Raw genomic sequence first — 26251 nt, forward strand, 5'->3', positions numbered from 1 at the left:
GGGCAAGCCCTGCGGCTCAGCCCCTGTGCGCGGTCAGCAGGATAAAGCGGTCGACCGTGCCGGCCAGCCCCGCACCTTCCCCGGATGTAGCGCGGATACCGGCAAATCCAGCCTGTGCGAGCCGGTCGCGCAGTTCCGGTTCCTCGTAATAGGCGTAGAACCGGCCCAGGCTGTCGCGGTGTTCGCCCGTTCCCAGTTTCAGGCCCAGATAGAGCGTGCCGCCGGGTCTCAGCGCCCGGTGGATGGCGGCGAGGTGGCGGGGGAAGTCCGCTTTCGGGGCGTGCAGCAGCGAGAAGCTGGCCCAGATACCATCATAGGCCGCCGTTTCGGTCAGGTCGTCGAAACTGCCGAGCCTTGCGGCAACGCCCTTCTTCCGTGCGGCCTCGACAAAGGCGGGGGTGGCGTCGATGGCGCTGACGGTGAACCCCTCAGCGGCCATCCGGGCGGCATGCAGCCCCGGCCCGCAGCCCAGATCGAGGATTGCGCCGCCCTTGGGCAGCATGGACAGGAAGCCGTCGAGCGCCTGCTTCTCGCCCTCGCTGAACTCAAGCGCGGCGTAGTCGGCGGCTTTCTTCGTGTAGGTGTCGAGGGTTTCCCGGTCTGCCATGTCAGGCCCTTTCCAGTGCCAGCCGCAGGCCGAGCCCGGCGAAAACGGCGGCGAAGCTGCGGCTCATCCAGCGCATGGCGCGCTCGCTGCCGAGAATGGCCTTGCGGGCGAAGGCGGCGAAGGTTCCGTAAAGCGCGAAGACAACGAAGGTCATCGCCATGAAGATACCGCCAAGCAGCGCCATTTCGGCGGTGGCCGAGGCGGGATTGCCCGACAGGAAGGGCGGCAGCAGGGCGAGGAAGAAGATCGACAGCTTGGGGTTGAGTATGTTGATCAGCGCGCCGCGCGTGGCGATGCGCGGGCCGTTCTCCACCGTCTGCGTGGCCTCAACCCTCAGCGCCCCGCCTTCGCGGAGCGCGCTATAGGCCAGCCACAGCAGGTAGGCGACGCCCGCCCATTTCACGAGGTTGAAGATCAGAGCCGAGCTGTGCATCACCGCAGCCAGCCCGAGCGCCGCCGCCGTGATATGGGGGACGATCCCGAAGGTGCAGCCAAGGGCCGCCCAAATGGCGGCGCGGCGGCCTTGTCCCAGCCCGAGGGCCAGTGTGTAGACGACGCCGGTGCCGGGGGCGAGCACGACGACGAGGGCGGTCAGAAGGAACTGTGCGGAAATCATGAAAGGGCCTTTCGGGTCAGGGTCTTGGCATGTTGTGCGATGGCGATGGCTTCCCGCGATGTGGCGTAAAGCTGACCGTCGGGTGACACTTTGTAGGAGCAGAAATAGAGCCCCGGTTCGGGGGTAGGGGCGCCGCTGGCCAGGGGGTGGCCCGTGGCATCGAGCGCGGCGCAATCGGGGCCGAGAAGCGGGCGCAGATCGACGGTGTAGCCGATGGCGGCGATGATCGTCTCGACGGGGGCGGCGGTGCCGTCTGCGAACCGGACCTCCGCCCCGTCCAACCGCTCGATACCGGGTGTCACCGCGATACGGCCCGCCTTGATCGCGCTTAGCGTGCCGGTGTCGATCAGCGGAATGCGGTCATCTTCATGCACCAGCGCGGCGGGACCTTTGGCCATGGAGCGCAGGCCGTAATCCTCGGGCCGCCCGACCGCAAGGCGCAGGACAGGCGCGGTCAGGGCATCGGCCAGCTTGTAGCCGAGCGCCTTGGTCATCAGCCCGAAAGACGTGATGGGGATGCCGAAAAGCTGCTTGGGCAGGATATTGACCGGCCCGCGCACGGACAGGGTGACGTTGATGCCCGCGCGGGCCAGATCCAGCGCGATGTCGCCGCCGGAATTGCCGAAGCCCACGACCAGAACGCGCTGGCCTGTGAAAGTGGCGGGGTTGCGGTAGCGGCTTGAATGCAGGATCAGGCCGTCGAAGCTGCCCGGCCAGTCGGGCTGGCGCGGGGTGCCGTTGACGCCCGTGGCCATCACGACGATATCCGCCGTTTCCGTGCCGTGCGAATGGGTGACTTGCCAGCCCTCGCCTGTCTTCTCGACCTTTTCAACCGCGCAGCCGAGGCGCGGGGACAGGCCGTGATGGGCCGCATAAGCCTCCAGATACGCGATGACGTCGGCGCGGCTCGGGTATTTGCCGACGCCCTTGGGATAGTCGAGGCCGGGCAGGGTGGAGCGCCCGCGCACCGTGTGCAGATGCAGGCAGTCATAGTGGCTGTGCCAGCTGCTGGCGATGGTATCGGCGCGGTCGAGGATCACCGGTGTGATCCCTTCGGCCTTCAGGCAGGCGGCAGCGGCAAGCCCTGCGGGGCCTGCGCCGATGATGACGGCCTTCATGACTGTCCCTCCCTGTCCTGTCGGCCATGGTGGGGGGCCTTGGAGGGGTGGGTCAAGCCGTTGCAAGGGCCGGCCCGCTGCGAAAGAAGCTGACATCGTTGGTGAAGATGCTGTCGGGAACAAGGCGGATCAGGCGGCCCGACGGGTCCTCGATCTTCGCCACGGTGTCGATGAACCACGGGTTCCACGCGGCCTCGTCCGGGCCAAGATAGCGCGCCAGAAGACGGCGGAAGAGCGCCGGGTCCATCGGGTCGATCGTGGCGCGGCCCCGTAACCCCAGATGGCGCAGGATGCCGCCCGCGTTGTCATAATGCACGATCTCGACCGCGACACGCGGATCGCGGGCGATGCGTCGCGCGGAGCTGGCGGTTTCGTCCGACAGCATGTGGAGCGCACCATCTTCCCAGTGAAACCAGACCGGAGCATTCCTTGGCGCGCCGTCCTCTGCCAGCGTGGCAAGATTGGCCATGAGCGGCAGGTGCAGGATATCCTCTGGGTCGAAGGGCGTGGGCATCGGTCAGGCCGGTTGCCGCAACACGCGCGGGACCTTGAATTCCACGTTCTCGGTCGCGGTCTCGACCTCCTCGACGGTCACGTCATAGCGGGCGCGGAAGGCGTCGATAACTTCTTCTACAAGAATCTCCGGCGCGGAGGCCCCGGCGGTGACGCCCACGGACCCGATGCCCTCCAACGCGCGCCAGTCGATGTTTTCGGCCCGTTGCACAAGCTGGGAATAGGAGCAGCCCGCTTTCGCCCCGACCTCGACCAGTCTGCGGGAGTTGGAGGAATTGGGCGCCCCGACGACAAGGATCGCATCGGCCTTGGGCGCGATGGCCTTGACCGCTGCCTGCCGGTTGGTGGTGGCGTAGCAGATGTCTTCCTTGTGGGGGCCGACGATGGAGGGGAAGCGCGCCTGAAGGGCGGCGACGATGCCCGCCGTATCATCGACCGACAGGGTGGTCTGGGTGATGAAGGCGAGTCGTTCGGGATCGCGCGGGACAAGGCCCGCCACGTCGGCCTCGGTTTCCACCAGCAGCACCTCGCCCTCGGGCAGCTGGCCCATGGTGCCGATGGTTTCGGGGTGGCCTGCATGGCCGATCATGACCATCTGCAACCCGTTGGCGTGGTGGCGTTCGGCCTCGATATGGACCTTGCTGACCAGCGGGCAGGTGGCATCGACATAGACCATCTGGCGGGCTTCGGCGGCGGCGGGCACGGATTTGGGTACGCCATGGGCGGAAAAGATCACCGGGCGATCATCGGGGCAATCCTCCAACTCCTCCACGAAGATAGCGCCCTTCGCGCGCAGGTCGTCCACGACGAATTTGTTATGCACGATTTCATGCCGGACATAGACCGGCGCGCCCCATTTCTCGATCGCCATTTCCACGATCTTGATCGCCCGGTCGACACCGGCGCAGAAACCGCGCGGGGCGGCGAGGTAGAGGGTGAGGGGCGGTTTGGTCATCGGTGGCTCCTTCGCTTGGGCCAACAGGTAAGGCCATGGACCGAGCGCGTCCAGCCCACGCAAAGGTGACCGGGCAGGTGATTGCACCCGGCGGTGGGATCGTCCGTTATGGTCAGGCGTGACCTGAGGAAAGGACCAACCCCATGCTGATGCCCCGCCAGAAGACCCCGGATTTGAGCTTGCCCACCACCGACGGCGCGGGGTTTACCCTGTCTGCCGAGTCGAATGCGCGCGGGACCATTGTCTGTTTCTATCGAGGTCTGCATTGCCCGCTCTGCGCGACCTACCTGACCGAACTGACCCGATTGCTTCCGGAATTCGCCGAACGCGGCGTGGGCGCGGTGGCCGTCAGTTCCGACGGCGAAGACCGCGCCCGCGCGATGCAGGAAAAAGTGGGCGGCGAAGGGCTGAGCTATGCTTATGATCTGCCGCTTGCCACGGCGCGCGACGATTGGGGGCTGTTCATCTCGACCTCTCGCGGCACGACCTCTATCGGGATCGAGGAACCGGCCCTGTTCGCGGAGCCCGGCCTGTTCCTGATCAACCCGGACCGGACGCTGTATTACATGTCGGTGCAGACCATGCCCTTTGTCCGACCGCATTTCCGGGAACTGCTTGGCGCGGTGGATTTCGCCATCGCCAACAATTATCCGGCGCGGGGGGAATATACCGGGGATCTGTGAACGCATCCGGCCTACCCCCGGAACAGCGTTGTCAGCCGTGTCAGGGCGACCCTGGCGCGTGCGTCGATCTGGCCCGCTGATGGGGGCGGCATGGCCCCGGTGACCCGGCGTACCTGCCAGTCACCCACCAGAAGCGACAGGTAGGTTTCGGCGATATCGCCGGGGCTGCCCGCCAGTTGCCCGGCGGCGCAGGCGCGGTCCATGACGCCGATGATCCAGGGAAAGACCCGCTCTCGTCCGACCTTGCCGAGCGTCTGGCCAAGCGTTCCGGTCTTGTCAGCCGCAGCCGCCCGGTTCAGTGCGACGGCGCGCGGGCTGGTCAGCATCGTCAGAAGCGCCGGGCCGAGGCTGGAAAGCTCAAGGATCGGATCATCGGACCGGGTGTCTTCCATCACGGTTCGGACAATCTCCGTATTGCGGGTGATCAGCGCGGCAAACAGCCCGGTCTTGTCGCCATACCAGCGATAGAGCGTTTCGTTCGAGGCCTTGGCCTCTTTCGCCACGGCCAGCATCGACAACCCTTCGAATCCCTTGGCGTCCAGCACGCGATAGGCAGCGTCTTCGATCTGTTTGGCCCGAGCTTCCCGTGCGTCTTCCCGCATTTCCTGTCCTTTGCTGTTGACGGCTACCGTAATTCTAATTACGGATTACGTCAATAACCGTAATTTAAAATACGCCAAGGAGGCATCATGACCCAATCTTCCCGTTCCTCTCAGGCGGCGCTGGCCGTTCTGATCATTCTTCACCTGTTCATGCTGGCCACGCTTCTGGCCGGCGTTGCCCCGCATCCGCCGGCGCAGATCCCGCTGTTCGGGCTGGCCCCGTTCTTTGCTGCGACCGTCTCGGCCCTTGCGGCGGCGATGATGTCCGGTGCCGTGGAAAGCCGGGCCGGGCGGGGTCTGACCGTGCTGGCGATCCTGCTGTCGCTGGTCTCTTTCGGGCCGCACAAGGTGATCGACCCGGCCTTTCCGCTGATCTGGCCAGCGGTCGTGACCGCTTGGGTGGCCATCGGTGCACTTGTGATGCGCATGATCGCCGCCCGCAGGGGCTAGCGCATCGAGGGGGGGGTCCGCTCACGATCCGGTGACTTGACCTTCCAGCGGGGGAAGCCGCGAAAGAGGTTTCACAGAACCGATGAAAAAGGACCAACCCCTTGAAACCTGCCACCCTTCTTGCTGTTGCCGCAGGCCTTGCCACCATGGCCGGGGCTGCGGTGTGGGCCAGCCATGACGACGGCCCCGGCCTGTTGCCCTATGATCACCCGGACGCTGTGGCGCGCGGTGAAGCGATCTACGCCGAAACCTGTGCGAGCTGCCACGGAGCTGACCTGTCGGGGCAAGAGGGTGTGGATTGGCGGGTGCGGGATGCGGATGGTTATCTGCCCGCCCCGCCCCATGACGAAACCGGCCACACCTGGCATCACCCTGACGAGGTTCTGATCGCCATCACCACCCACGGCACCGAGGCGCTGATCGGCGGTGATTACCGCAGCAACATGATGGGGTTCGGCGAGGTGCTGAGCGAGCAGGAGATCCTCGACGTGCTGGCCTATATCAAAAGCACCTGGCCCGAACGGGTGATCGAGATCCATGACGGGATCAATGCGCAAGCGGGGGGGTAGGGTCTTTGTGACAGGGTCACAGAACGGGTGCGTATGCCCGTGCTATTCTTGCCTTACCAGAAGAGGAGTGCGCGCCGGATGACCGATGACAGAACCACCCATTGGGACAACCGCTATGCGGGGGCGGAGCCGCAAAGCCTGAGCTGGTTCGAGGCCGCGCCCGCCCTGTCGCTCAGGCTGATCGGGCAGGCAGCAGGACCGGAGGCGTCGGTGATCGACATGGGCGGCGGAGCCTCCCGCATACCTGATGCGCTGCTTGAGGCGGGCTACAAGGATATCACGGTGCTGGACCTCTCTGCCGAGGCGCTGGCCATGTCCCGCGCGCGGCTTGGCGACCGGGCCGCGGCGGTGGACTGGCAGGTGGCCGATGTCACGCGCTGGCAGCCCGCCCGGCGCTATGACCTGTGGCATGACCGGGCGGTGTTCCATTTCTTGACCGATGCCGGGGACCGGGCCGCCTATGCGCGGGCGCTGAATTCCGCCTTGGTGCCGGGGGGAACCGCGATAATCATGAGTTTTGCCGATGACGGGCCGGAAAAATGCTCGGGCCTGCCGGTGCAGCGCTATGCGCCCGAGGACCTGGTGGCGGAGATCGAGCGGCTGTTGCCCGGACTGTTCACGGTGAGGGAGACCGGCCGCTTCGCTCACACCACCCCCGGCGGGGCGGAGCAGCGGTTTCAATACACCGTCTTTCAGAAGCGGGCCGGCACGGGCTGACCGAGTGCCAAACCCCGACAAAGAAAAACCCCGGCGCGATGGCCGGGGTCTCTGTCCGATCAGTTGTCGGCGGTCTCGTAGTCGGACCGCTCGTTTATCCGCGGTTCGCGCGGGGGGCGGCCGACAACCTCTTTGAGCTCATCCAGCTCGATGAAATTGTCCGCCTGGCGGCGCAGGTCATCCGCGATCATCGGTGGCTGGCTGCGAATCGTGGACACGACCGACACCCGAACGCCCTTGCGCTGCAACGCCTCTACCAGCGGGCGGAAGTCGCCATCGCCGGAGAACAGCACGATGTGATCGACATGGGGGGCAATCTCCATGGCATCGACCGTCAGTTCGATATCCATGTTGCCCTTGACCTTGCGGCGGCCCTGACTGTCCACGAATTCCTTCGCGGGCTTGGTCACCATGGTGAAGCCGTTGTAATGCAGCCAGTCCACCAGCGGCCGGATCGGAGAATAGTCGTCATTCTCCAGAAGCGCGGTGTAGTAGAAGGCCCGGAGCAGCTTGCCCCGCTGCATGAACTCCTGCCTGAGAAGTTTGTAGTCAATGTCAAAGGCGAGCGCCTTTGCTGCTGCGTACAGGTTGGAGCCGTCTATGAAGAGCGCCAACCGTTCGTCCCGATAAAACATGATTTCTGGTCCCGTGAGTGATAATCGTCGACCGCGACCGGTGTATGTGAAATGAAATGGCCTGAATCACGATCAACAATGAACATCGAGAATAAGTGATCGGGCGCGCTTTGCAACGACCAGACCGTAACATTTCTTTCACAAACGCCGTAATTGCGGCGGGGTCTAACCTATCGGATATGGACAATATATCCGAAGGTATAGTTTCCAAAGCGATTTCTGATGTTGTGCGGCTGGCGGGTGGGAATCCGCTGGTGTCACGATTCTACCGAACCCCGGCTTTCCCCGCCGGATCAGGGCCGGATTTCGTGAATGCGGCGTTCTCAATCGACTGGTCGGGGACGCCCGAAGCGCTGCTGGCGCTACTGCACCGGGTCGAGGCAGAGGCAGGCCGCACCCGTACCCACCGTTGGGAAGCGCGGGTGTTGGATCTCGATCTTGTGGCGTTCGGTGATTGCGTCCGCCCCGATGCGGCAACCCAGACCGATTGGCGCACTCTGCCGCTTGAACAGGCCGCGACCCGCGCGCCTGACCAGTTGATTCTGCCCCATCCGCGATTGCAGGAACGGGGGTTCGTGCTGGTGCCCATGGCAGATATTGCCCCCGACTGGCGGCATCCGCTGACAGGGCGGACCGTGACACAGATGCTGGCGGCGCTACCGGCGGAAGACCTGGCCGAAATCCGCCCGATTGAAGGGGATTCGGGCCTTGTCTTTCCGGGGAGCGGTGGATAAGTAGGGACCTTGCGCCCCCCTCCTGCAACACATTCCGGAGAATGATATGGCCCGCGTGACGGTTGAAGACTGCGTTGACAAGGTTCCGAACCGGTTCGAACTGGTGATGCTCGCCGCCCACCGGGCGCGTGAGATCTCGGCTGGCAGCCCGATCACCGTGGATCGTGACAACGACAAGAACCCGGTCGTGTCCCTGCGCGAGATCGCCGAGGAAACCCAGCTCGCCGATGACCTGCGCGAACGCCTGATCGAGTCGAACCAGACCCAGATCGAGGTCGATGAGCCGGAAGAGGACGCGATGGCCCTGCTGCAGGGCGTCGAAGCCGACCGCCCCGCCGCCGACGACATGTCGGAAGAGCAGATGCTGCGGCAGCTGATGGAAGCGCAGGGCCAGCGCTGAGGCTTCTGATCGGAACAGGACAGGCATGATCGACGTCGAAGACCTTCTGAGCCTGGTCCGCAATTACAACCCGAAATGCAACGAGGCCCTACTGCGCGGGGCCTATGCCTATGCCAAGGACATGCATGAGGGGCAGTATCGCCGGTCGGGTGAGCCCTATTTCACGCACCCGGTCGAGGTGGCCGCGATCCTGACCGAGCAGCGGCTGGACGACGCCACCATCGCCACCGCTCTGCTGCACGACACGATCGAGGACACCAAGGGCACCTATACCGAGATCGCCGGTCGGTTCGGCGCGGATGTGGCGGAACTGGTCGATGGTGTCACCAAGCTGACCAATCTGGAGCTTTCCAGCCGCGAGACCAAGCAGGCCGAGAACTTCCGCAAGCTGTTCATGGCGATGTCCAAGGATCTGCGGGTGATCCTGGTGAAGCTGGCCGACCGGCTGCACAATATGCGCACCATCAAGCATATGCGCCCGGAAAAGCAGGCCCAGAAGGCGCGCGAGACGATGGATATCTATGCGCCGCTTGCGGGCCGCATGGGGATGCAGTGGATGCGGGACGAGCTGGAGGACCTGTCCTTCGCCGTTCTGAACCCGGATGCGCGCAAGTCGATCATGCGCCGCTTCGTGACGTTGCAGAAGGAATCGGGCAACGTCATCCCCAAGATTACCGACGATATCGAGCTGGAGATGGAGAAGCACGGTGTCACCGGTGACGTACTCGGCCGCGCGAAGAAGCCCTTCTCGATCTGGCGCAAGATGCAGGAGAAGGATCTGGCCTTCTCGCGCTTGTCGGACATCTACGGGTTTCGCGTGATCACCAATAGCGAGGACGATTGCTACCGTGTGCTCGGGGCTATTCATCAGCGCTGGAAATCGGTGCCGGGGCGGTTCAAGGACTATATCAGCCAACCCAAATCGAACGGCTATCGCTCGATCCACACCACCGTGTCAGGCCGCGACGGCAAGCGGGTCGAGGTGCAGATCCGCACCCGCCAGATGCACGAGGTGGCCGAGGCGGGGGTTGCGGCGCATTGGTCTTACAAGGATGGGGTGCGGGCCGAGAACCCCTTTGCCGTCGATCCCGCGAAATGGCTGGCCGGGCTGACCGAACGCTTCGAGATGGCCGAGGATCACGATGAGTTCCTCGAACATGTGAAGCTGGAGATGTATTCCGACCAGGTCTTCTGCTTCACGCCCAAGGGCGATGTGGTCAAGCTGCCCAAGGGCGCGACGCCGCTGGATTTCGCCTATGCGATCCACACGCGGATCGGGCATAGCTGTGTGGGGGCCAAGGTCGATGGCATCCGCGTGCCGCTGTGGACCCGGTTGAAGAACGGCCAGTCCGTCGAGATCATGACCGCCGAGGGCCAGAGCCCGCAGGCCACATGGATCGACATCGTGACCACGGGCCGCGCCAAGGCCGCGATCCGGCGGCTGCTGCGCGAGGAGGACCGGGGTCGCTATATTCGGCTTGGGCAGGAACTGGCGCGCGTGGCGTTCGAGCATGTGGGCAAGAAGGCCACGGACAAGGCGCTCGAAACCGCTGCGAAGACCATGCACATCGCCAGTGCCGACGAGGTTCTGGCCCGAATCGGGGCCGCGGAACTGTCGGCGCGCGAGGTGGTGGCCAAGCTCTACCCCGAACTCGTAGGCAAGCCGGAGTCGCAAGAAACCGTTGGTCGCCCGGTGATCGGCCTGCCAAGCGGGGCCGAGATGAACCGGGCCCAGTGCTGCCAGCCGGTGCCGGGGGAACGGATCGTGGGGGTGCCCTACAAGGGGCGCGGGCCGATTCTGCATGCGATTGACTGCCCGGCCTTGGCCGATCTCGATGCCATGGCCGACAACTGGATGGATGTGCACTGGACCGAAGGCCGCCACGCTGCCGTTCACAACGTCACCATCAATGTCACGATCAGCAACGATCAGGGTGTCCTGGGGCGAATCTGCACATTGATCGGCGAACAGAACGCCAATATCTCGGACTTGCACTTCATTGACAGGAAACCGGACTTTTTCCGCCTCCTTATCGATATAGAAGTAAGAGACGCCGAGCATTTGCACGCCGTGATGATGGCCGTTGAGGCCGACAGTGATGTTGCCACGTTGGAGCGCTTCCGGAACCTGGACCGGCGGCCCTGACGCGGGAAGAGCTTTGGAGGGCGAACACCCCATGGTGTTCAAGCGCAGAGATTCCCGCCACTGGATGACAGTGGTCGCGCACTGGTTCTACCCGCGGGGCGGGTGGGGCCGGGCCATCCAGTATATCAAGTATCGCCTTCATCGCCTGCCCGGCACCCCCGAGACCATCGCGCGCGGCGTGTTTGCCGGGGCGTTCACGGTATTCACCCCGTTCTTCGGCCTGCATTTCATCATTGCGGCCCTGATTGCCCGGCTCATGCGCGGAAACATCCTGGCCGCGCTGCTGGCGACCTTCATCGGCAATCCGCTGACCTATCTGCCGATTGCGCTGATCTCGATCCATACCGGGCATTTCCTGCTTGGCACCGAGGCGGGGGGAATCGGCGGCAATATCGGCCATGCCTTCGCAGGGGCCTGGCGCGATCTGAAGCACAACTTCCTGGCCATGTTCACGCCCGAGCGTGCCCATTGGGACGAGTTGCTGTCCTTCTACAATGATCTGTTCTTTCCGTTCATGGTCGGTGGCATCATTCCCGGGCTGATCTGCGGCACGGTCTGCTATTACCTTTCGGTCCCCGTGATCCGCGCATATCAGCAGCGACGCCTTGCCAAGCTGCGCTCGAAGATGAACAAGATGCGCAGGCAGGCCGAGAACCGGGCCGACTGAGCCCTTCGGGGCGCGTCTTGTAGGAGAATGACCATGACCAGCCGTCCCCGGCTCGGGGTGAATATCGACCATGTGGCAACTGTTCGGAACGCACGCGGCGGCGATGTGCCGGACCCGGTGCGCGCTGCCCTGTTGGCGGAACAGGCCGGGGCCGACGGGATCACCGCGCATCTGCGCGAGGATCGGCGGCATATCTCGGATGACGATATCGAGCGGCTGATGGCGGCGCTGACCGTGCCCCTGAATTTCGAGATGGCGGCGACGGACGAGATGCAGAAGATCGCGCTGCGCCACAAACCCCATGCGGTTTGCATCGTGCCCGAAAAGCGCGAGGAGAGGACGACCGAGGGCGGGCTGGAAGTGGCGCGCGAGGAAAACCGGCTGGCCCATTACATCGCGCCCTTGCGTGAGGCAGGCTGCCGGGTGTCGATCTTCATCGCCGCCGATATGCGCCAGATCGAGGCCGCGCACCGGATCGGGGCCGAGGTGATCGAACTGCACACGGGCGCCTATTGCGACGCCCATGCCGAGGGCCGTTTTGACGACCGCGACCGGGAGCTGGAGGCGTTGCGCGAGATGTCCGCCTTCGCCAATTCCCTCGGGCTGGAGGTGCATGCGGGCCACGGGCTGACCTATGACACCGTGCAGCCGGTCGCGGCCTTCCCCGAGGTGATGGAGCTCAATATCGGCCATTTCCTGATCGGCGAGGCCATCTTCCGCGGTCTCACCCCCGCGATCCATGAAATGCAGCGCCTGATCGAGGAGGCCCGCGCATGAGGCTTGCCTGCCTGACCACAGCCGCCATTCTTGTCGCCACACCGCTCGCCGCGCAGACCATGCGCGATTGCGATACGTTCGAGGCCAATGCCCGCAACACCTATGGCCCCTACGAGGAAACGATCCGCGAATTTGCCAATGGCGCGATCCGGGTGATTGCTCTGGATGTCGGCGAACCGGCGGGCGGGAGCTTCCATGTCATGGTGACCTATCCGCACCCGGAAGACCCCTGGCAGCACTGCGCGCTGATTTCGAGCGAGAACAATATCGGCTTCGGCTGGCTGAACATGGCCGAGGTTGAAGCCAGCTATGACGCGGCAATTGGCCTGAGCGTGACGATCCCCATTGAAACCGTCAGCGGCGTGGCCAGTTGGGACCAGATTTTGACCATCACCGTCAATCAGGCCACGGGCACCGTCACCCCGGTGCTGAGCGGCAACGCACCGGCCCCTGCACCGACGGGCAGCAAATGACCGGCTATGAATTCGCAGCGCTTCTGCTGGCTTGGGGGCTGGCGGGCGGCAGTCCCGGACCCGCCACGCTGACCATTGCGGGCACAGCCATGGGGCAGGGGCGCCGCGCGGGCGTGTTGACCGGGGCGGGTGTCTGGACCGGGTCTGCGCTATGGGGTCTGGCGGCCATGGCCGGGATGGGGGCGCTGATGCTCGCCAATGCCTGGATGGCCGAGGTCTTGCGCTATATCGGGGCGGGCTACCTGCTGTTTCTAGCTGCGAAATCCCTGCGGTCGGCTCTGACGCGGGGTAAGGGGCTGTCATTGAGGGACGCCGGGGCAACGGGCCATTTCCGGCGCGGTTTCCTTGTGCATCTGACCAACCCAAAGGCGATCCTGGCCTGGGGCGCGGTCTATGCCGTGGTTGTGCCGCCCGGCGCGCCGCTTGTCACGCTTCTGGGCACCTTCGCGGCCTTGTCCACGGTCTCTGCGGTGATCTTCCTGGGCTATGGTGTGCTGTTCTCGGGGCGTGGGGTCGTGCGGGCCTACACCGCTGCCCGCCGCTGGTTCGAACTGGCCTTCGCGGCGCTGTTCGGGGCAGCGGCAATCAAGATCCTGACGGCGCGGCTGGCATGATCGAGCATGTGGTCATGTTGGGGCTGAGGGATGCCTCCGATCTGAGCGAGTGTCGGGATGTGATGGAGGGGCTTGAACGCCTGACGGCGGAGATCCCCGGATTTCTCGGCCTGAGTCACGGCGTGAATATCGACATGGAAGGCAAGTCGCCGGGCTATCCCTATGGCTTCATTGCACGGTTCGAGGATCGGGACGCATTGGCCCGCTACGCTGCCGACCCCCGTCATCAGGTGCTTGGCGCACGCCTTGTGGCGCTGTGCGGCGGGGCGGACCGCATTACCGTTTACGATATCGAGAGGGACTGAGATGATCCTTGGCGTCGGCACCGACCTGGCCAATATCGAGCGCATTCAGGGCGTGCTGGATCGCCATGGCGACCGGTTCCGCAATCGCGTGTTCACCGAAACGGAACAGCGCCGCGCCGAACGCACGCAGACCCCCGCCGCCACCTATGCCAAGAGATGGGCCGCGAAAGAGGCTTGTTCCAAGGCGCTCGGGACCGGTCTGCGCATGGGGATCGCGTGGAAGGATATGGCGGTCACGAACCTGCGCACCGGCCAGCCGATCATGCATGTCACGGGATGGGCGCGCGAACGGCTGGACGCCATGACACCCGAGGGGATGGAGGCCGCCATCCATGTCAGCCTGACCGACGACATGCCCTGGGCGCAGGCCTTCGTGGTGATTTATGCCTATCCCGAGGGCATGGCCTGGCAACCGGCGCCGCCAACGCCGCCGGGACGGTCGCTTGCTTGACTCTTTCCCGCCAAGCCCTCATGTCAAAACCCCGTAAAGTCGCGTAGAAAAAGGCAGGACCCATGGCAGCAGCAGCCACGAAGAAGGACGGCATCTGGGAAACCGTGAAAACGGTCATCTATGCCCTTCTGATCGCAGGGGTCTTCCGCACCCTGTTCTTCCAACCCTTCTGGATCCCCTCGGGGTCGATGAAGGACACGCTGCTGATCGGCGATTTCCTGTTCGTCAACAAGATGGCCTATGGCTATTCGCGCTATTCCTGCCCCTTTGCGATGTGTCCCTTCTCGGGCCGTATCTTCGGGTCGGAGCCTGAGCGTGGCGACGTGGTGGTGTTCCGCCATCCGGTCAATGGCACCGACTTCATCAAGCGCGTCGTGGGCCTGCCCGGCGACCGCATCCAGATGCGCGACGGGGTGCTCTATATCAGCGAATACGATGCGGAAACCGGCACCAATGCCGATTGGGTCGCCGCCGCGCTGGAACCGCAGGATCCGTTCATCGAGACGTTCGAGCCGCAAGGCCCGGTCCAACACCGCCCGCGCTGTGCCAACGCGCCCGTGGGGCTTGGCGGCGATTGCGAGAAGGAACGCTTTACCGAGACCCTGCCGGGCGGCGTCAGCCATTCGGTGCTGAACATCGAGGATGGCAGCTTCGGCGACAACACCCCTGTCTTCACCGTGCCCGAGGGCCATTACTTCGTGATGGGCGACAACCGCGACAACAGCCAGGACAGCCGCTTCCCGCAATCCATCGGCGGTGTCGGCATGGTGCCCTATGAAAACATTATCGGCCGCGCCGACCGGATCATGTTCTCGTCTGCGGGCGAACGGATGGTCTATTTCTGGACCTGGCGGTCCGACCGTTTCTTCCGGGCGATCGAGTGAAGCTGGCCAAGGATCTCATAGCCTTTTGCGACCGGCTTGGTCATGAGTTCGAGCGCCCTGATCTCTTGATCCGGGCGCTCACCCATTCCTCGCTGTCCTCGCCCACGCGGCCCGACAACCAGCGGCTGGAGTTCCTGGGCGACCGGGTGCTTGGGCTGGTGTTGGCCGAGGCGGTGCTGGACCAGGACAAACACGCGCCCGAAGGTCAGCTGGCCCCACGGTTCAACGCGCTGGTGCGCAAGGAAACCTGCGCCGACGTGGCGCGCGAGATCGACCTTGGCGCGGTGCTGAAACTGGGCAAGTCCGAGATGAAGACAGGCGGGCGGCGCAAGAACGCGCTGCTTGGCGACGCGATGGAGGCGGTGATTGCCGCCGTCTATCGCGATGCGGGCTACGAGGTGGCGCGGGACATGATCCTGCGGCTTTGGGGGGATCGCGTGGCGACGGTCGAGGCCGATTCCCGCGACCCCAAGACCAGTCTGCAGGAATGGGCGCAAGCCCGGCGCATGGTTCCGCCGACCTATGTGGAGATTGCCCGGTCGGGGCCCGACCACGCGCCGGTTTTCGTCGTCGAGGTGCGGATGGAGCAGGGCGAAACGGCTCGGGCCGAGGCCGGGTCCAAGCGCCAGGCCGAACAGGCGGCGGCCCGGGCGATGCTGGCGCGGCTTGCCAACCAGTGATGCGGTCAGGGATTTCGCCGTGCCTTCGGCACGTCGACCCGCGCGGCCCTGACGGGCCGCGAAAAAGGCTCTTGCAAGAGCCTTCCGCCGCTCCGCCCATTGGCCGTCAGAGAACTGGTCAGGCGGGGGGAAACCCGCTAAACGCGGCCATGACTGTTGAAGGATGCGAGAGATCATGACCACACGCGCGGGCTTTGTCGCCCTGATCGGGGAACCCAATGCGGGCAAGTCCACTCTTTTGAACCGGATGGTCGGGGCCAAGGTCTCGATCGTGACGCATAAGGTGCAGACGACGCGGGCGCGCATTCGGGGCGTGGCTTTGGAAGGTGACAGCCAGATCGTGTTTGTGGACACGCCCGGCCTGTTCCGTCCGCGCCGCAGGCTGGATCGCGCGATGGTCGCGGCGGCCTGGACCGGGGCGGCGGATGCCGACCTGGTGGTGCTGTTGATCGAGGCGCATCGCGGGCTGACTCATGGCGCGCAGGCCATTCTGGACGGATTGTCAGAGCGGGCCGAGGGGCGGCGCGTGGCGCTGGCCATCAACAAGATCGACCGGGTCAAGGCCGAGGACCTTCTGGCCCTGACGCAGAAGATGAACGAGGCTTTCCCGTTCGAGAAGACCTTCCTGATCTCTGCCGAGAAGGGGCATGGGGTGGACGACCTGCGCATGTGGCTGGCCCAGAACCTGCCCGAAGGCCCCTGGCTCTACCCCGAGGATCAGATCGCAGACTTGCCGATGCGGATGATCGCGGCGGAAATGACGCGCGAGAAACTGACGCTGAGGCTGCACCAGGAACTGCCCTATCAGCTGACCGTCGAGACGGAAAACTGGGAAGAGCGCAAGGATGGCTCGGCCCGGATCGACCAGGTGATCTATGTCGCCCGCGACGGGCACAAGGGCATCCTTCTTGGCAAGAAGGGCGAGACGATCAAGGCCGTCAGCCAGGCCGCACGGGCGGAACTGGAGGAGTTCCTGGGCCGCAAGGTGCACCTGTTCCTGCAGGTCAAGGTGCGCCCCGGCTGGCTGGACGAGGCCGAGCGCTACTCGGAGATGGGGCTCGATTTCCGCGACGGGAACTGACCGGGCCTAGCCAAGCCGCGATTGCCGCCAGTCCACACCGATGGAGACAAGGGCCCCGACGGCAGCCAGCATGCGCAGAAGATCGGGAATGATGCCCGTGACCGTACCGGACATGACAGCGAGATTGAGCAGGAACATTGCGGCCAGCAATCCCCAGGAGCGCTTGGACAAAGTGAAATTCATTGGACTGGACCTTCCCTGTAACAGTTACATGAGCATGGGTCGGCGCGGCGCCCGGTTCGGTTCAAAGCGAGGCGCAGAAAGATGCGATTGACAACGGAATTCTGGGTCAAAGCCTATCTGGCGCGGCTGCGGCTTGCCGATATTCCCGCCTATGTGGTGGCCCATGGGGACGATACCGGCGGCGCGGTGCTGGTGAAACTGGCGACTCTGGACGGGAAGGCGCGGCTTTTCCAGCGCAGTTTCGACCTGATGACCGGCGAGCGGGCCTGGATCGTTCTGACCGAGGGCGGCGAGGCCGATGTGGATGGCTCGATCCGGCGGCAACGGGATATGGACCCGGATCTGTGGGTGATCGAGCTGGAGGACCGGGCCGGGCGGCATCTGCTGGACGAGCCGGGCCTGACCTAAGCGGTTTCGCCGCCTCCGGCGTCGACCCGGGAGCGCGCCTCCTCAACCCCCGGCTTGCGCCGGAGGCCTCGTCGACCCGCATTGCCATGGACAGGTGGCGGGCTCAGGTCTGCCGTATTTAGCGCTTGGACAAATCCGCCAGCCCGATAGGATCGGCCCCATGGATTGGCGCGACGAGGGCGTTCTTCTGGCGGTGCGCAAGCATGGCGAGAGCGCCGCGATCATCGAGGTTTTCACCCCGTCCCGTGGGCGGCATGCGGGCGTTGTGCGCGGGGGCGCAGGGCGTCGGATGGCGCCCGTTCTGCAACCCGGCGCGCAATTGGACGTGGCCTGGCGGGCGCGGCTGGAAGATCATCTGGGGGCCTATACGGTCGAACCCTTGCAAGGGCGGGCGGCCGAGGTCATGGGCGACCCGCTGGCCTTGGCGGGGCTGACCGCCGTTTGCAGCCTGCTGACCTTCTGCCTGCCGGAGCGGGAACCGCACCCGGAGCTATACGCCAGGTCCATCGCCCTGCTGGACGCGCTTGGTGCCGCGCAATGGGGCTATGCCTATCTCAGGTGGGAACTGGCACTGCTCGATGAGATGGGGTTTGGGCTCGACCTCAGCGCTTGCGCGGTCACCGGAAAGAATGACGATCTCGCCTATATCTCGCCGCGCACCGGCCGGGCCGTGACCCGGACGGGGGCGGGGGATTGGGCCGACCGGCTGTTGCCCTTGCCCGCCAGCCTGTTGGGGCGTTCGGATGCGGGGGCGGAGGATGTCCTGAGTGGTCTGTCCGTCACCGGGCATTTCCTGTCCGGGCATCTGGCCAGGGCGCTTGGCGAAAAGCCGCTGCCTGCCGCGCGGCAACGGTTTGTGGACCGGCTGGCGCGGGGTCAGACGCGGCCCTGATCCAAAAGCCATTGGGCGGTGTCAGACAGGCTGTCGCGGGGATCGCGGAAAGTCATGTCCAACATGTCCCGCGCGCGGCTGGCATCGACATCGGTGCGGACCCCGAGTGCAGGCACGATCGACCGGATCGCCGGGTCGAACAGTCCGAGGACACGGACGACGACATTCGGAGCGCGGCGGGTCACGATCTTTCGGTCCGGGAACGCGCGGGCCAGATGCTCGGCCATTTCCGTGAACCAGAGGAAATCGGCAACCCCGATCAGCCGCTGCCCGATGGTTTCGTCGCGCTGCAAGGCGCGCAGATGCATTTCGGCGATGTCGCCCACATCGACCGTGGTGAAGCCGAAATACGGCAGCATCGGATCCCGCGCCGCCAGGAGGCGCTCGATCACGGCCAGCGAGGTTCCGTAATGGCCGTCAAGCGGTGCGCCGACCACGAAGCCCGGATTGATGGTGGTCAGCCCGATTCCGGGCGCGTCAGAGGCCACCATGTCCCACGCGGCTTTTTCGGCGAGCGTCTTGGAAACGGAATAGGGCGTGATGCCCGGATAGGTGGGATCGGACCAGTCGCGCTCGTCATAGGTGGCGCGGTCCGGCGGCAGGTCGCAGCCCGACACCGCCGCGACCGAGGAGGTCAGGATCACCCGCGTCACACCTGCATCGCGCGCGGCACGGATCGCCCGCCGCGCGCCTTCGACCGCCGGGGCGATCAGCTCTTGCGGGTCTTTGGGCTGGACCATGGGAAAGGGCGAGGCCGTGTGCAGGACGGCGTCGGTCCCGGTGGCCGCCTCGGTCCAGCCATCGTCGTGTAAAAGGTCGAGCGTGACGGTGGAAAGATGGGTATCGGCCTGACCATCGGGCAGATGGGCGGCAAGCGCGTCGCGCAGGGCCTGCGCCTTGGCGGCATCCCGGACGGAGCCGCGCACATGATACCCGGCGCGCAACAGGCGCAGGACGATGTGCTTGGCAATATAGCCCGATGCGCCGGTGACCAGAACTGTAGGCATGTGGATTCCTTTTCGATTTGGCCCCGGCTTCGGAGCGGTCCAGGTCAAGGCCGTGTCTTCAATCCGGTGAGATCAAGCGAAATTCCAGCGTGTCGTCTGAGTCGTTGGACAGGATCAGAACGGGGCCCGACACTTCTGCCAGGGTCATGCCAGACAGCGCCGCAAGGAACCTCTGCTCGGCTGCCAGGTCGGGGCAAATGGCGCGGGTGCTGGCCAACGGGCCGGGTTCGAACCAGGGGTAGGGGGCTGTCTGCGGGGCCGAATAGCGGTTGCACGGTCCATGGCCCGAGATCCGACCGCGCGCCGTCAGGTCGAGCGTGATCCGCACCGCCTCGTCCGTCTCCAGTTCCCAGATCCCGGCTGCGTAGCCGGTCACGCTCTCATCCCTCAGGCAACCCGCAAGGGTCAGTAAAAAGAAAAGCAGCGGCAAGGGTTTGCGCAGGACGGGGTTCATGCGATCGGGGCTTTCGGCAGGTCCTCGCCAGATTGACAGGGGTTTGCGCCAGATCAAGACAGGATTTCGTGAGCCTGATAGTCTTTGTTGGGCATTCGATAGGCAATGCCTAACCTGGGAAGGAGATTTCTCATGCGGAAGTATTTGACCATTACCGCGGTTGTTGCGCTGCTGGCTGGTGCTGCCTGCACCCCCGAAGAACAGATTTACGGCGGCGCGGCGCTTGGCGCGCTTGGTGGTTTCGCCATGGCGGAACTGCTGGACGCGAATACCGGCTGGACCGTCGGTCTTTCTCTGGCAGGTGCTGCCATTGGCGCGGAAGTTGCCCGCAACAACCAGACCGGCCAATGCGCCTACAAACGGGCCGATGGCCGGGTGGACGTGCGCCCCTGCTGACCGGCAGACTGAAAACAGAATCCGGCGCAGCCCCTGCTAAAGGGACTGCGCCGGGTTGCGTTTCGGCCTCGGTGTCGCGGTTGACTTGGGTCAAGGCCTGCGCCATGGCTCCGATGTAATTGACACAGGCAACATTGCCCGCAGGAGCCCGCCCATGTCCGATGCCACCGCACCCTCTGCCACCCGGCTGGAGCATTTCCACGTCACCTTCTTCGCCATCGTCATGGGACTGTCCGGTCTGGCATTGGCGCTGCATGCGGCGGAAACGGCTTACGGGCTGTCCTCGCTGGCCTCTGACATCGCCTATTTCGGGACCATCGCGGTGTTCGTGATCATCGCCATGTTCTACGCGGCCAAGGCGATGCGGCACGGCGGGGCGGTGCGGGCGGAATGGAATCACCCGGTAAAGCTGGCCTTTTTCCCGGCGATCTCGATCTCTCTGCTGCTGCTGGCAACCGCGTCCCTCAGCCGGTCGGAGGCGCTGGCGCAAGCGCTGTGGCTCGCTGGCGCGGCCTTGCAGGCGGTGCTGACGCTGGCGGTTGTGTCCGGCTGGATCGGCACGCGATCCTTCATGCATGGGCAATTGTCGCCGGCGTGGTTCATCCCTGCCGTGGGCAATGTGATCGTGCCGATTGCAGGGGTGCAACTGGGCTATGTGCACCTCAGCTGGTACTTCATGTCGGTCGGGCTGATCTTCTGGATCGTGCTGCTGACGCTGGTGATCAACCGGCTGGTGTTCCACGATCCGCTGCCGGGCCGGTTGCAGCCGACGCTGGTGATCCTGATTGCCCCGCCCGCCGTGGCCTTCGTGGCCTGGGTGCGGCTGACGGGTGATGCCGGGCCTTTCGGGCTGATCCTGCTCAATGCGGCCTATTTCTTTACCCTGCTGGTTGCCATGCAGCTGCCCCGTATCATCCGCCTGCCTTTCGCCTTGTCCTTCTGGGCGCTGAGCTTCCCCTTTGCCGCCGTCACCATCGCCAGTTTCGTCTATGCGGGCGCGGCAGGGTCTGCGGCGCATAAGACCATCGGAACCGTGCTGCTGGTGGTGCTGGTGGTGATCATCGCCGGGCTGGTCTTGCGCACGATCAGGGCGATCACGGCGGGCGAAATCTGTCAGCCGGAGTGACGCCCTGAAAAGAAAACGGCCCGCCGGGTGAGGGGCGGGCCGTCTTTGAGCCAATCGGGTGAGGATCAGCCCAGAAGCCTGCGGGCGATCACCTGCGCCTGAATTTCGGCAGCCCCCTCGAAGATATTGAGGATACGCGCGTCGCAGAGGATGCGGGAAATCTTGTATTCCAGCGCAAAGCCGTTGCCGCCATGGATTTGTAGCCCGTTATCCGCCGCCGCCCATGCCACGCGGGCGCCGAGCAGCTTGGCCATCCCGGCCTCCAGGTCACAACGCTTGTCGTGGTCCTTCTGCCAGGCGGAATAATAGGTCAGTTGCCGGGCGATCATGATCTCCACCGCCATCATGGCCAGCTTGCCGGAGACGCGGGGAAACTCGATCAGCGACTTCCCGAACTGCTTGCGGTCCTGCGCATACTGCATCGCCACATCGAGCGCGGCCTGAGCGACGCCAATGGCGCGGGCGGCGGTCTGGATGCGGGCGGACTCAAACGTCTGCATGAGCTGCTTGAAGCCCTGCCCGGTCTGGCCACCCAGAAGGTTTTCTTCCTTCACCTTGAAGCCGTCGAAGCCAAGCTCGTATTCCTTCATGCCGCGATAGCCGAGCACTTCGATCTCGCCCCCTGTCATGCCCTCGGTCGGGAAGGGGTTTTCGTCTGTGCCGGGGGTCTTTTCGGCGAGGAACATGGAGAGGCCCCGGTGGTCCGTGGTGTCGGGGTCGGTGCGGGCCAGAAGCGTCATCACATGGGTGCGCGCGGCGTGGGTGATCCAGGTCTTGTTGCCGGTGATTTCCCAGCCTTCGTCGGTCTTGACCGCGCGGGTGCGCAAGGACCCGAGATCGGACCCGGTATTGGGTTCGGTAAACACCGCCGTGGGCAGAATCTCCCCGCTGGCGATCTTGGGAAGCCATTGATTTTTCTGCTCTTCCGTGCCGCCACAGATGATGAGTTCCGCCGCGATTTCGGACCGTGTCCCGAGCGAGCCGACCCCGATATAGCCGCGGCTGAGTTCCTCGGAGACCACGACCATGGAGGCTTTGGAGAGGCCGAAACCGCCGTATTCCTCGGGGATGGTCAGGCCGAATACGCCCATCTCTGCCAGCTCCTCGATGATTTCCATCGGGATGAGTTCATCCTTGAGGTGCCAGTCATGGGCATTGGGTTCAACGCGTTCGCGGGCGTAGCGGGAAAACTGGTCGCGGATCATTTCCAGTTCATCGTCGAGACCGGTCGTGCCAACCGTGTCCGAACCCGCAATTTCCTGCATGATTTCAACGAGTTTCGTGCGTGCGGCCTGGGTGTTGCCGGACTGGGTCAGGGTCATGATCTCGGGCGTCATCAGGGCGCGCTGGTCGTCCTGGGTGAGGCCGATATCTTGCGGTCGCAGCATTTCGCCCTGGCTCATCGGGATGCCGCCATAGATCTGCCAGAGATATTCGCCGAATGCGATCTGATGCAGCAGCGCCTCGGTCTCTCCGAATGTGCCGTCAGCGGTGAGCCGCTCGGCCCAGGCCTGCATCTGGCGCAGCGCCTCCACATAGGTGGCGAGCCAGGCCAGACCATGGGCAGCAACCTGATTTTCCTCAAGTTTTCTGCCAGAGACACGCCCGTCTTGACTGACCTTCCCGCGCAGTCTGGTGGTCGCGACATCCAGCAGGGTTTCGACCGGCGCGATGGCGGCAGCAGTCAGGGTGAGCAGGTCGGGCAGCAGGATGGCCTCGGGCGAATCTGTGGGCATGGGCGCTCCGTCATGCGGCATGGAATCTCTCCGGTCGTTTTGCTGCAAGGGTGATATTCATTTTGCAGGTGCAGCGCAAGAATAATTCGTGTGGGAATAATTTCTGGACAATTTATGTCGCAAGCCTAGGGCCCGATCCGGGGGCGCCATGCGTACACCCCCTGTACACCCCCCGTACACCCCCCGTGCATACGGAAAACGGTTTCGCCGCCTGCCGGCGTCGACCGGGAAGCGGCCCTCGTCAAGCCCTTGCGGGGCCCTCCTCGGGCCGCGTTGCCACGAACGGGTTGCGGGCGCGGTGCATCAGAGCCGATCCGGGCGCAGGTGGCACCGGTGGTCTGCCTCCGGCGGGAGTATTTTCGCAAGGAGAAGCCATGGTCGCGGAAAGCGGGTGTGCGTGTGGCGCTGGACGCGGCGGGGCTGCGTGCTAGGTCTTTGCAGAGGAGTGGGACAACCGGCGGGAGGCCGACCATGCGCATGTTCCTTATCACCGTGATGTTCATGCTGATGCCCCTTGGCGCGGCGGCGCAGGAGCGGCTGCCCGCGAACCCGGAGATCGAGAGCACCATCCAGAGCCAGCTGGATGCGTTTTCAACCGGCAACGTCTTTACCGCCTGGACCTTTGCCAGCCCGACGATTCAGCAGATGTTCCAGCACCCCATGTATTTCGGCGCGATGGTGGAACGCGGCTATCCGATGGTCTGGCAGCCGGGGGAAACGACCTTCCTGGGATTGCGGGAGGAGGGCGACAGGCTGGTCCAGCGGGTGCAGATTCTGGACCCGGCCGGAGGCGCGCATGTTCTGGACTACGAGATGGTGCAGATCGACGGGCGCTGGCGCATCGCGGGTGTGACCGTGCTGCGCGGGCAGTATCTGGGTGCCTGAAACCTGCCGCAAGATTAACCGCATTTTAACCCTGGCCCTGTAAGTCTGGGCATCAACCGGGCCTGAAGGAGCGCCCGGCGCTTCTCTCTGAATATCGTGAACAATCGAGACATCCCTCGGGCCAGACACCGCCCGCAGGGGTCGAAGGCGTGGGTTCTGCCCATGCATGCGCAAAAGGGGTTTGACATGAACCAAGTGATCACCGACGGGCTGAACCTGATGCCGCCGGCATTTTCCGAGGGGCTCTCTGTCTGGAGCCGGGAGGACGGCACACCCGGCACCGATACCTGGGCCACATCCGGCTTTGGCGTGCTGGTGCCGGCGGATCAGGATTTCGGCACCTGTCTGGAGATCCTGAAGACCGAAACGACCACGCGCATCCGCTACATGGCGGAAACGCCGATACTGCCGGGGCTCTATCTGCGCATATCGGCACGGGTGAAGTCGCTGTCGGGTGCCATCCCGTCCGTGCGGATCGCGGGGTGGGCCGGGCAGGCCAACAACGCCCATGTCGCGGGGGTGACGGAGGTCGGGCCGACAACGGCGATGACCGCCTATGGTGAGGTGGTGACCGTCTCTGCGATTGTCGGCATCGGGGATCGCGGCGGCGTCGACATGGCCTGGGGCGAGGATGCCGCCTATGGGCATTTCGGGCTGGACCTGACCGGCGGCAACGGGGGCACCATCCGAATCGAGTCGGTCAAGATCGAGGATGTGACCCACGTCTTCCTGCGCAAGATGATGGACTGGGTGGATGTGAAGGATTTCGGCGCGGCGGGCGATGGCGTGACCGATGACACCGGAGCCTTTGCCGCCGCCGATACAGCTGCGGCCGGGCGCGAGTTGTTGGTCAGCGAGGGCACCTATCGGATCGCGTCGAACCTGACGCTGCAATCGCCGGTGCGCTTTCAGGGCCAGTTGGACATGCCCGACAGCGCCCGGCTGGTGCTGGCCGGCAGTTTCAACCTGCCTGCCTATGCGGATGCGTTCGGGGGCGACGAGTTGCAGGGGTTCAAGAAGGCCTTTCAGGCGATGCTGAACCATGGCGACCACGAAAGCCTGGACATGATGGGGCGCCGGGTGCAGCTGGACGGGCCGATCGACATGGCCGCCGTTGTGGGCAACAAGGTGAGCTATGCCAACAGGCGGGTGATCCGCAACGGGCAGTTCAGCTGCCTGCCGAGCGCCAACTGGGATGACGAGGTGCACACCGCAACGGGCACCTGGACCGTGGCCAACCCTGACCGGCTGGACAATGTGACCAATGCGGGGTCGATCCCCATTGGCGCGCTGGTGACGGCTGCGCAGGGCGTGGGGCGCGAGATCTATGTGCGTGACGTGAATGCCGCCAACAACCAGGTGTTCCTGTCTTCGCCTCTGGGCGTGCCGCCATCGAGCCAGACCTATACCTTCACCCGGTTCCAATACATCATGGATTTCGTGGGGTTCGAGAACCTGCAACGCTTCGTGCTGGAGGACGTCGAGTTCCTGTGTGCCGGGGCGGCCAGTGGCATCATGCTGCCGCGTGGCGGGCTGATCTTCCATGTGAAGGACTGTTTCTTCACCGGCCCCAAGGATCGCGGGATTACCTCTTGCGACCAGGGTTGCGCGGGGATGCTGATCGACCGCTGTCAGTTCCTGTCGAACGAGCAGGTGTTGCGGGTGCAGGACCGAACGACCATTGCCTTCAACACCAATGCCAACGACACCAAGATCCGCGACAACCGGGCGGTGAAGTTCCGCCATTTCGGAGTGTTCGGCGGTAATGGCAACCTGATCACCGGAAATCACTGGTTCCAGGGGGATAACGAGCCCGATGGCCAGATCAGTGCCGGGATCGTGCTGACCAATACCAACGTCAAGACCACGATCATCGGCAACTACGTGGACAACAGCTATATCGAATGGGCCAATGAGCATGATCCGGCGCCGGAACTGTCGGGGGAGTTTTCCTTTGGCGGCCTGACGATCAACGGCAATATCTTCACCGCGAACGGGATTGCCAGCTGGTCGAACTTCATCCTGATCCGGCCGCACGGGCCGGGGCATTACATCAACGGACTGTCGATCTGTGACAACGTGTTCAAGCACCTCAATGGCGGGGCGCTGGATTCGGTCGATGACGTGGACGACTCGATTGCGCCGCTCGATGGCAGCCGGACCGCGAATTTCCTGATGACGGGCAATGTCTATCACGGGATCACCAAGAATTCGCAAAACCCGGTGACGGTGAAGGTGACGGAAAACAGCGATCTCGACGTGTGGGAAATCGACCTGCGCGACTGGCTGCCGTTCGAGACCGAGGCGCGCGTGGCGGTGGCGGTGATGCCCGAGGGCGCGGTGCGGTCGGTGTCGAACGTGGCCGTTTACACGATGCCCTATGCCACGACGCGGCATGGGGTCGGGCGCGGGTCGGTGCGGCTGAACTGGTCGCAGCCGGTGCATGGCTCGGTCCAGCTGACCGCGCGCTGCGATACGGTCTGACGG

General features: G+C 64.4%; 33 protein-coding genes. 22 read left to right on the top strand and 11 right to left on the bottom strand.

Annotated features, from left to right (window positions below; translation table 11 throughout):
• Positions 1-16: 16 nt before the first annotated feature.
• Genes RBB16_RS11350 through ispH form a run of 5 tightly spaced genes read right to left on the bottom strand, consistent with a single transcriptional unit; the run spans position 17 to position 3809 of the window.
• Positions 17-607 carry a class I SAM-dependent methyltransferase gene (locus RBB16_RS11350; RefSeq protein ID WP_306046282.1) on the bottom strand — a complete coding sequence of 197 codons (591 nt, stop codon included), beginning with the start codon at positions 605-607 and terminating at the stop codon, positions 17-19.
• A gap of 1 nt (position 608) precedes the next feature.
• Complete coding sequence (locus RBB16_RS11355; RefSeq protein ID WP_306046283.1) at positions 609-1223, bottom strand: LysE family translocator; 615 nt, start codon at positions 1221-1223, stop codon at positions 609-611.
• Positions 1220-2341, bottom strand: coding sequence for an NAD(P)/FAD-dependent oxidoreductase (locus RBB16_RS11360; RefSeq protein WP_306046284.1), 1122 nt, complete (start codon positions 2339-2341; stop codon positions 1220-1222). Before RBB16_RS11360 ends, RBB16_RS11355 begins: the two co-directional genes overlap by 4 nt.
• 52 nt (positions 2342-2393) lie before the next feature.
• A complete protein-coding gene (locus RBB16_RS11365) occupies positions 2394-2855 on the bottom strand; it encodes a pyridoxamine 5'-phosphate oxidase family protein (protein WP_306046285.1) in 462 nt (153 codons plus the stop codon).
• Positions 2856-2858: 3 nt separating this feature from the next.
• A complete protein-coding gene (gene ispH / locus RBB16_RS11370; protein ID WP_306046286.1) occupies positions 2859-3809 on the bottom strand; it encodes a 4-hydroxy-3-methylbut-2-enyl diphosphate reductase in 951 nt (316 codons plus the stop codon).
• A gap of 143 nt (positions 3810-3952) precedes the next feature.
• On the opposite strand from ispH, the gene RBB16_RS11375 reads away from it, so the two are divergent.
• Positions 3953-4492, top strand: coding sequence for a peroxiredoxin-like family protein (locus tag RBB16_RS11375; RefSeq protein ID WP_306046287.1), 540 nt, complete (start codon positions 3953-3955; stop codon positions 4490-4492).
• A gap of 11 nt (positions 4493-4503) precedes the next feature.
• Here the strand turns inward: RBB16_RS11375 and RBB16_RS11380 are convergent, their stop codons facing one another.
• The gene (locus RBB16_RS11380; protein ID WP_306046288.1) at positions 4504-5094 is read right to left on the bottom strand and encodes a TetR/AcrR family transcriptional regulator; all 591 of its coding nucleotides are present in this window, start codon (positions 5092-5094) and stop codon (positions 4504-4506) included.
• An 87-nt stretch (positions 5095-5181) separates the two neighbouring features.
• Between RBB16_RS11380 and RBB16_RS11385 the strand changes: the two genes are divergently transcribed.
• From RBB16_RS11385 to RBB16_RS11395, 3 genes are all read left to right on the top strand, one after another.
• Positions 5182-5544, top strand: coding sequence for a hypothetical protein (locus RBB16_RS11385; RefSeq protein WP_306046289.1), 363 nt, complete (start codon positions 5182-5184; stop codon positions 5542-5544).
• Between the two features lie 101 nt (positions 5545-5645).
• Positions 5646-6113, top strand: coding sequence for a cytochrome c (locus tag RBB16_RS11390; protein WP_306046290.1), 468 nt, complete (start codon positions 5646-5648; stop codon positions 6111-6113).
• Between the two features lie 78 nt (positions 6114-6191).
• Complete coding sequence (locus tag RBB16_RS11395; RefSeq protein ID WP_306046291.1) at positions 6192-6830, top strand: class I SAM-dependent methyltransferase; 639 nt, start codon at positions 6192-6194, stop codon at positions 6828-6830.
• Between the two features lie 59 nt (positions 6831-6889).
• Here RBB16_RS11395 and RBB16_RS11400 read toward each other — a convergent pair whose 3' ends face one another.
• Complete coding sequence (locus RBB16_RS11400; protein ID WP_071689035.1) at positions 6890-7465, bottom strand: NYN domain-containing protein; 576 nt, start codon at positions 7463-7465, stop codon at positions 6890-6892.
• A gap of 95 nt (positions 7466-7560) precedes the next feature.
• Here RBB16_RS11400 and folK point away from each other — a divergent pair, with 95 nt between their 5' ends.
• The 12 genes from folK to era all read left to right on the top strand — a co-directional run bounded on the left by folK (position 7561) and on the right by era (position 16677).
• Entirely contained in the window at positions 7561-8199 is a 639-nt protein-coding gene (gene folK / locus RBB16_RS11405) for a 2-amino-4-hydroxy-6-hydroxymethyldihydropteridine diphosphokinase (protein WP_371931239.1), read from the top strand.
• A 46-nt stretch (positions 8200-8245) separates the two neighbouring features.
• Positions 8246-8599 (top strand): DNA-directed RNA polymerase subunit omega, encoded by a 354-nt coding sequence (gene rpoZ, locus RBB16_RS11410; protein WP_071689033.1) that lies wholly within the window; start codon positions 8246-8248, stop codon positions 8597-8599.
• A 25-nt stretch (positions 8600-8624) separates the two neighbouring features.
• Positions 8625-10745 carry a bifunctional (p)ppGpp synthetase/guanosine-3',5'-bis(diphosphate) 3'-pyrophosphohydrolase gene (locus tag RBB16_RS11415; protein WP_306046292.1) on the top strand — a complete coding sequence of 707 codons (2121 nt, stop codon included), beginning with the start codon at positions 8625-8627 and terminating at the stop codon, positions 10743-10745.
• 64 nt (positions 10746-10809) lie between these two features.
• Complete coding sequence (locus tag RBB16_RS11420) at positions 10810-11412, top strand: DUF2062 domain-containing protein (protein ID WP_371931240.1); 603 nt, start codon at positions 10810-10812, stop codon at positions 11410-11412.
• 33 nt (positions 11413-11445) lie between these two features.
• Positions 11446-12189 (top strand): pyridoxine 5'-phosphate synthase, encoded by a 744-nt coding sequence (locus RBB16_RS11425; RefSeq protein WP_306046294.1) that lies wholly within the window; start codon positions 11446-11448, stop codon positions 12187-12189.
• On the top strand, positions 12186-12662 hold the full coding sequence (locus tag RBB16_RS11430; protein ID WP_306046295.1) for a hypothetical protein: 477 nt from the start codon (positions 12186-12188) through the stop codon (positions 12660-12662). The genes RBB16_RS11425 and RBB16_RS11430 overlap by 4 nt, the downstream gene beginning before the upstream one ends.
• The gene (locus RBB16_RS11435; protein WP_306046296.1) at positions 12659-13276 is read left to right on the top strand and encodes a LysE family translocator; all 618 of its coding nucleotides are present in this window, start codon (positions 12659-12661) and stop codon (positions 13274-13276) included. The genes RBB16_RS11430 and RBB16_RS11435 overlap by 4 nt, the downstream gene beginning before the upstream one ends.
• Positions 13273-13581, top strand: a complete 309-nt coding sequence (locus tag RBB16_RS11440; protein ID WP_306046297.1) for a Dabb family protein — start codon at positions 13273-13275, stop codon at positions 13579-13581. Before RBB16_RS11435 ends, RBB16_RS11440 begins: the two co-directional genes overlap by 4 nt.
• A gap of 1 nt (position 13582) precedes the next feature.
• Positions 13583-14032, top strand: coding sequence for a holo-ACP synthase (gene acpS / locus RBB16_RS11445; RefSeq protein WP_306046298.1), 450 nt, complete (start codon positions 13583-13585; stop codon positions 14030-14032).
• A gap of 62 nt (positions 14033-14094) precedes the next feature.
• On the top strand, positions 14095-14916 hold the full coding sequence (gene lepB, locus RBB16_RS11450; protein WP_306046299.1) for a signal peptidase I: 822 nt from the start codon (positions 14095-14097) through the stop codon (positions 14914-14916).
• Entirely contained in the window at positions 14913-15596 is a 684-nt protein-coding gene (gene rnc / locus RBB16_RS11455) for a ribonuclease III (RefSeq protein ID WP_306046300.1), read from the top strand. Before lepB ends, rnc begins: the two co-directional genes overlap by 4 nt.
• A gap of 175 nt (positions 15597-15771) precedes the next feature.
• Entirely contained in the window at positions 15772-16677 is a 906-nt protein-coding gene (gene era / locus RBB16_RS11460) for a GTPase Era (protein WP_306046301.1), read from the top strand.
• A gap of 6 nt (positions 16678-16683) precedes the next feature.
• Here the strand turns inward: era and RBB16_RS11465 are convergent, their stop codons facing one another.
• Positions 16684-16860 (bottom strand): hypothetical protein, encoded by a 177-nt coding sequence (locus tag RBB16_RS11465; protein WP_306046302.1) that lies wholly within the window; start codon positions 16858-16860, stop codon positions 16684-16686.
• Positions 16861-16941: 81 nt separating this feature from the next.
• On the opposite strand from RBB16_RS11465, the gene RBB16_RS11470 reads away from it, so the two are divergent.
• Both RBB16_RS11470 and recO read left to right on the top strand, forming a co-directional pair.
• Entirely contained in the window at positions 16942-17268 is a 327-nt protein-coding gene (locus RBB16_RS11470) for a DUF1491 family protein (RefSeq protein WP_306046303.1), read from the top strand.
• A gap of 160 nt (positions 17269-17428) precedes the next feature.
• Positions 17429-18160, top strand: coding sequence for a DNA repair protein RecO (gene recO / locus RBB16_RS11475; RefSeq protein WP_306046304.1), 732 nt, complete (start codon positions 17429-17431; stop codon positions 18158-18160).
• Here recO and RBB16_RS11480 read toward each other — a convergent pair.
• Both RBB16_RS11480 and RBB16_RS11485 read right to left on the bottom strand, forming a co-directional pair.
• Entirely contained in the window at positions 18145-19167 is a 1023-nt protein-coding gene (locus tag RBB16_RS11480; protein WP_306046305.1) for an NAD-dependent epimerase/dehydratase family protein, read from the bottom strand. The two genes, recO and RBB16_RS11480, sit on opposite strands and share 16 nt — an antisense overlap.
• A 58-nt stretch (positions 19168-19225) precedes the next feature.
• Positions 19226-19543: an META domain-containing protein gene (locus tag RBB16_RS11485; RefSeq protein ID WP_306046306.1), complete on the bottom strand. Its 318-nt coding sequence runs from the start codon at positions 19541-19543 to the stop codon at positions 19226-19228.
• A gap of 210 nt (positions 19544-19753) precedes the next feature.
• Here RBB16_RS11485 and RBB16_RS11490 point away from each other — a divergent pair, with 210 nt between their 5' ends.
• Both RBB16_RS11490 and RBB16_RS11495 read left to right on the top strand, forming a co-directional pair.
• A complete protein-coding gene (locus tag RBB16_RS11490) occupies positions 19754-20017 on the top strand; it encodes a hypothetical protein (RefSeq protein ID WP_071689016.1) in 264 nt (87 codons plus the stop codon).
• Between the two features lie 154 nt (positions 20018-20171).
• On the top strand, positions 20172-21143 hold the full coding sequence (locus RBB16_RS11495) for an SLAC1 anion channel family protein (RefSeq protein ID WP_306046307.1): 972 nt from the start codon (positions 20172-20174) through the stop codon (positions 21141-21143).
• A 65-nt stretch (positions 21144-21208) separates the two neighbouring features.
• Here the strand turns inward: RBB16_RS11495 and RBB16_RS11500 are convergent, their stop codons facing one another.
• Positions 21209-22900, bottom strand: coding sequence for an acyl-CoA dehydrogenase family protein (locus tag RBB16_RS11500; protein WP_306046308.1), 1692 nt, complete (start codon positions 22898-22900; stop codon positions 21209-21211).
• 450 nt (positions 22901-23350) lie between these two features.
• Between RBB16_RS11500 and RBB16_RS11505 the strand changes: the two genes are divergently transcribed.
• Positions 23351-23764, top strand: a complete 414-nt coding sequence (locus RBB16_RS11505) for a DUF4864 domain-containing protein (RefSeq protein ID WP_306046309.1) — start codon at positions 23351-23353, stop codon at positions 23762-23764.
• Between the two features lie 186 nt (positions 23765-23950).
• Positions 23951-26248: a glycosyl hydrolase family 28-related protein gene (locus tag RBB16_RS11510; protein WP_306046310.1), complete on the top strand. Its 2298-nt coding sequence runs from the start codon at positions 23951-23953 to the stop codon at positions 26246-26248.
• The last annotated feature ends 3 nt before the right edge of the window (positions 26249-26251 follow it).

The organism is Nioella sp. MMSF_3534 (genome assembly GCF_030732985.1).
In the GTDB taxonomy this organism is placed as follows: domain Bacteria; phylum Pseudomonadota; class Alphaproteobacteria; order Rhodobacterales; family Rhodobacteraceae; genus Nioella.

Excerpts from the sequence above, each read along its gene's own strand:
- RBB16_RS11350 (WP_306046282.1), bottom strand. The coding sequence starts at position 607 with ATGGCAGACCGGGAAACCCTCGACACCTACACGAAGAAAGCCGCCGAC.
- RBB16_RS11355 (WP_306046283.1), bottom strand. The coding sequence starts at position 1,223 with ATGATTTCCGCACAGTTCCTTCTGACCGCCCTCGTCGTCGTGCTCGCC.
- RBB16_RS11360 (WP_306046284.1), bottom strand. The coding sequence starts at position 2,341 with ATGAAGGCCGTCATCATCGGCGCAGGCCCCGCAGGGCTTGCCGCTGCC.
- RBB16_RS11365 (WP_306046285.1), bottom strand. The coding sequence starts at position 2,855 with ATGCCCACGCCCTTCGACCCAGAGGATATCCTGCACCTGCCGCTCATG.
- ispH (WP_306046286.1), bottom strand. The coding sequence starts at position 3,809 with ATGACCAAACCGCCCCTCACCCTCTACCTCGCCGCCCCGCGCGGTTTC.
- RBB16_RS11375 (WP_306046287.1), top strand. The coding sequence starts at position 3,953 with ATGCTGATGCCCCGCCAGAAGACCCCGGATTTGAGCTTGCCCACCACC.
- RBB16_RS11380 (WP_306046288.1), bottom strand. The coding sequence starts at position 5,094 with ATGCGGGAAGACGCACGGGAAGCTCGGGCCAAACAGATCGAAGACGCT.
- RBB16_RS11385 (WP_306046289.1), top strand. The coding sequence starts at position 5,182 with ATGACCCAATCTTCCCGTTCCTCTCAGGCGGCGCTGGCCGTTCTGATC.
- RBB16_RS11395 (WP_306046291.1), top strand. The coding sequence starts at position 6,192 with ATGACCGATGACAGAACCACCCATTGGGACAACCGCTATGCGGGGGCG.
- RBB16_RS11400 (WP_071689035.1), bottom strand. The coding sequence starts at position 7,465 with ATGTTTTATCGGGACGAACGGTTGGCGCTCTTCATAGACGGCTCCAAC.
- rpoZ (WP_071689033.1), top strand. The coding sequence starts at position 8,246 with ATGGCCCGCGTGACGGTTGAAGACTGCGTTGACAAGGTTCCGAACCGG.
- RBB16_RS11415 (WP_306046292.1), top strand. The coding sequence starts at position 8,625 with ATGATCGACGTCGAAGACCTTCTGAGCCTGGTCCGCAATTACAACCCG.
- RBB16_RS11420 (WP_371931240.1), top strand. The coding sequence starts at position 10,810 with ATGACAGTGGTCGCGCACTGGTTCTACCCGCGGGGCGGGTGGGGCCGG.
- RBB16_RS11425 (WP_306046294.1), top strand. The coding sequence starts at position 11,446 with ATGACCAGCCGTCCCCGGCTCGGGGTGAATATCGACCATGTGGCAACT.
- RBB16_RS11430 (WP_306046295.1), top strand. The coding sequence starts at position 12,186 with ATGAGGCTTGCCTGCCTGACCACAGCCGCCATTCTTGTCGCCACACCG.
- RBB16_RS11435 (WP_306046296.1), top strand. The coding sequence starts at position 12,659 with ATGACCGGCTATGAATTCGCAGCGCTTCTGCTGGCTTGGGGGCTGGCG.
- RBB16_RS11440 (WP_306046297.1), top strand. The coding sequence starts at position 13,273 with ATGATCGAGCATGTGGTCATGTTGGGGCTGAGGGATGCCTCCGATCTG.
- acpS (WP_306046298.1), top strand. The coding sequence starts at position 13,583 with ATGATCCTTGGCGTCGGCACCGACCTGGCCAATATCGAGCGCATTCAG.
- lepB (WP_306046299.1), top strand. The coding sequence starts at position 14,095 with ATGGCAGCAGCAGCCACGAAGAAGGACGGCATCTGGGAAACCGTGAAA.
- era (WP_306046301.1), top strand. The coding sequence starts at position 15,772 with ATGACCACACGCGCGGGCTTTGTCGCCCTGATCGGGGAACCCAATGCG.
- RBB16_RS11465 (WP_306046302.1), bottom strand. The coding sequence starts at position 16,860 with ATGAATTTCACTTTGTCCAAGCGCTCCTGGGGATTGCTGGCCGCAATG.
- RBB16_RS11470 (WP_306046303.1), top strand. The coding sequence starts at position 16,942 with ATGCGATTGACAACGGAATTCTGGGTCAAAGCCTATCTGGCGCGGCTG.
- recO (WP_306046304.1), top strand. The coding sequence starts at position 17,429 with ATGGATTGGCGCGACGAGGGCGTTCTTCTGGCGGTGCGCAAGCATGGC.
- RBB16_RS11480 (WP_306046305.1), bottom strand. The coding sequence starts at position 19,167 with ATGCCTACAGTTCTGGTCACCGGCGCATCGGGCTATATTGCCAAGCAC.
- RBB16_RS11490 (WP_071689016.1), top strand. The coding sequence starts at position 19,754 with ATGCGGAAGTATTTGACCATTACCGCGGTTGTTGCGCTGCTGGCTGGT.
- RBB16_RS11495 (WP_306046307.1), top strand. The coding sequence starts at position 20,172 with ATGTCCGATGCCACCGCACCCTCTGCCACCCGGCTGGAGCATTTCCAC.
- RBB16_RS11500 (WP_306046308.1), bottom strand. The coding sequence starts at position 22,900 with ATGCCGCATGACGGAGCGCCCATGCCCACAGATTCGCCCGAGGCCATC.
- RBB16_RS11505 (WP_306046309.1), top strand. The coding sequence starts at position 23,351 with ATGCGCATGTTCCTTATCACCGTGATGTTCATGCTGATGCCCCTTGGC.
- RBB16_RS11510 (WP_306046310.1), top strand. The coding sequence starts at position 23,951 with ATGAACCAAGTGATCACCGACGGGCTGAACCTGATGCCGCCGGCATTT.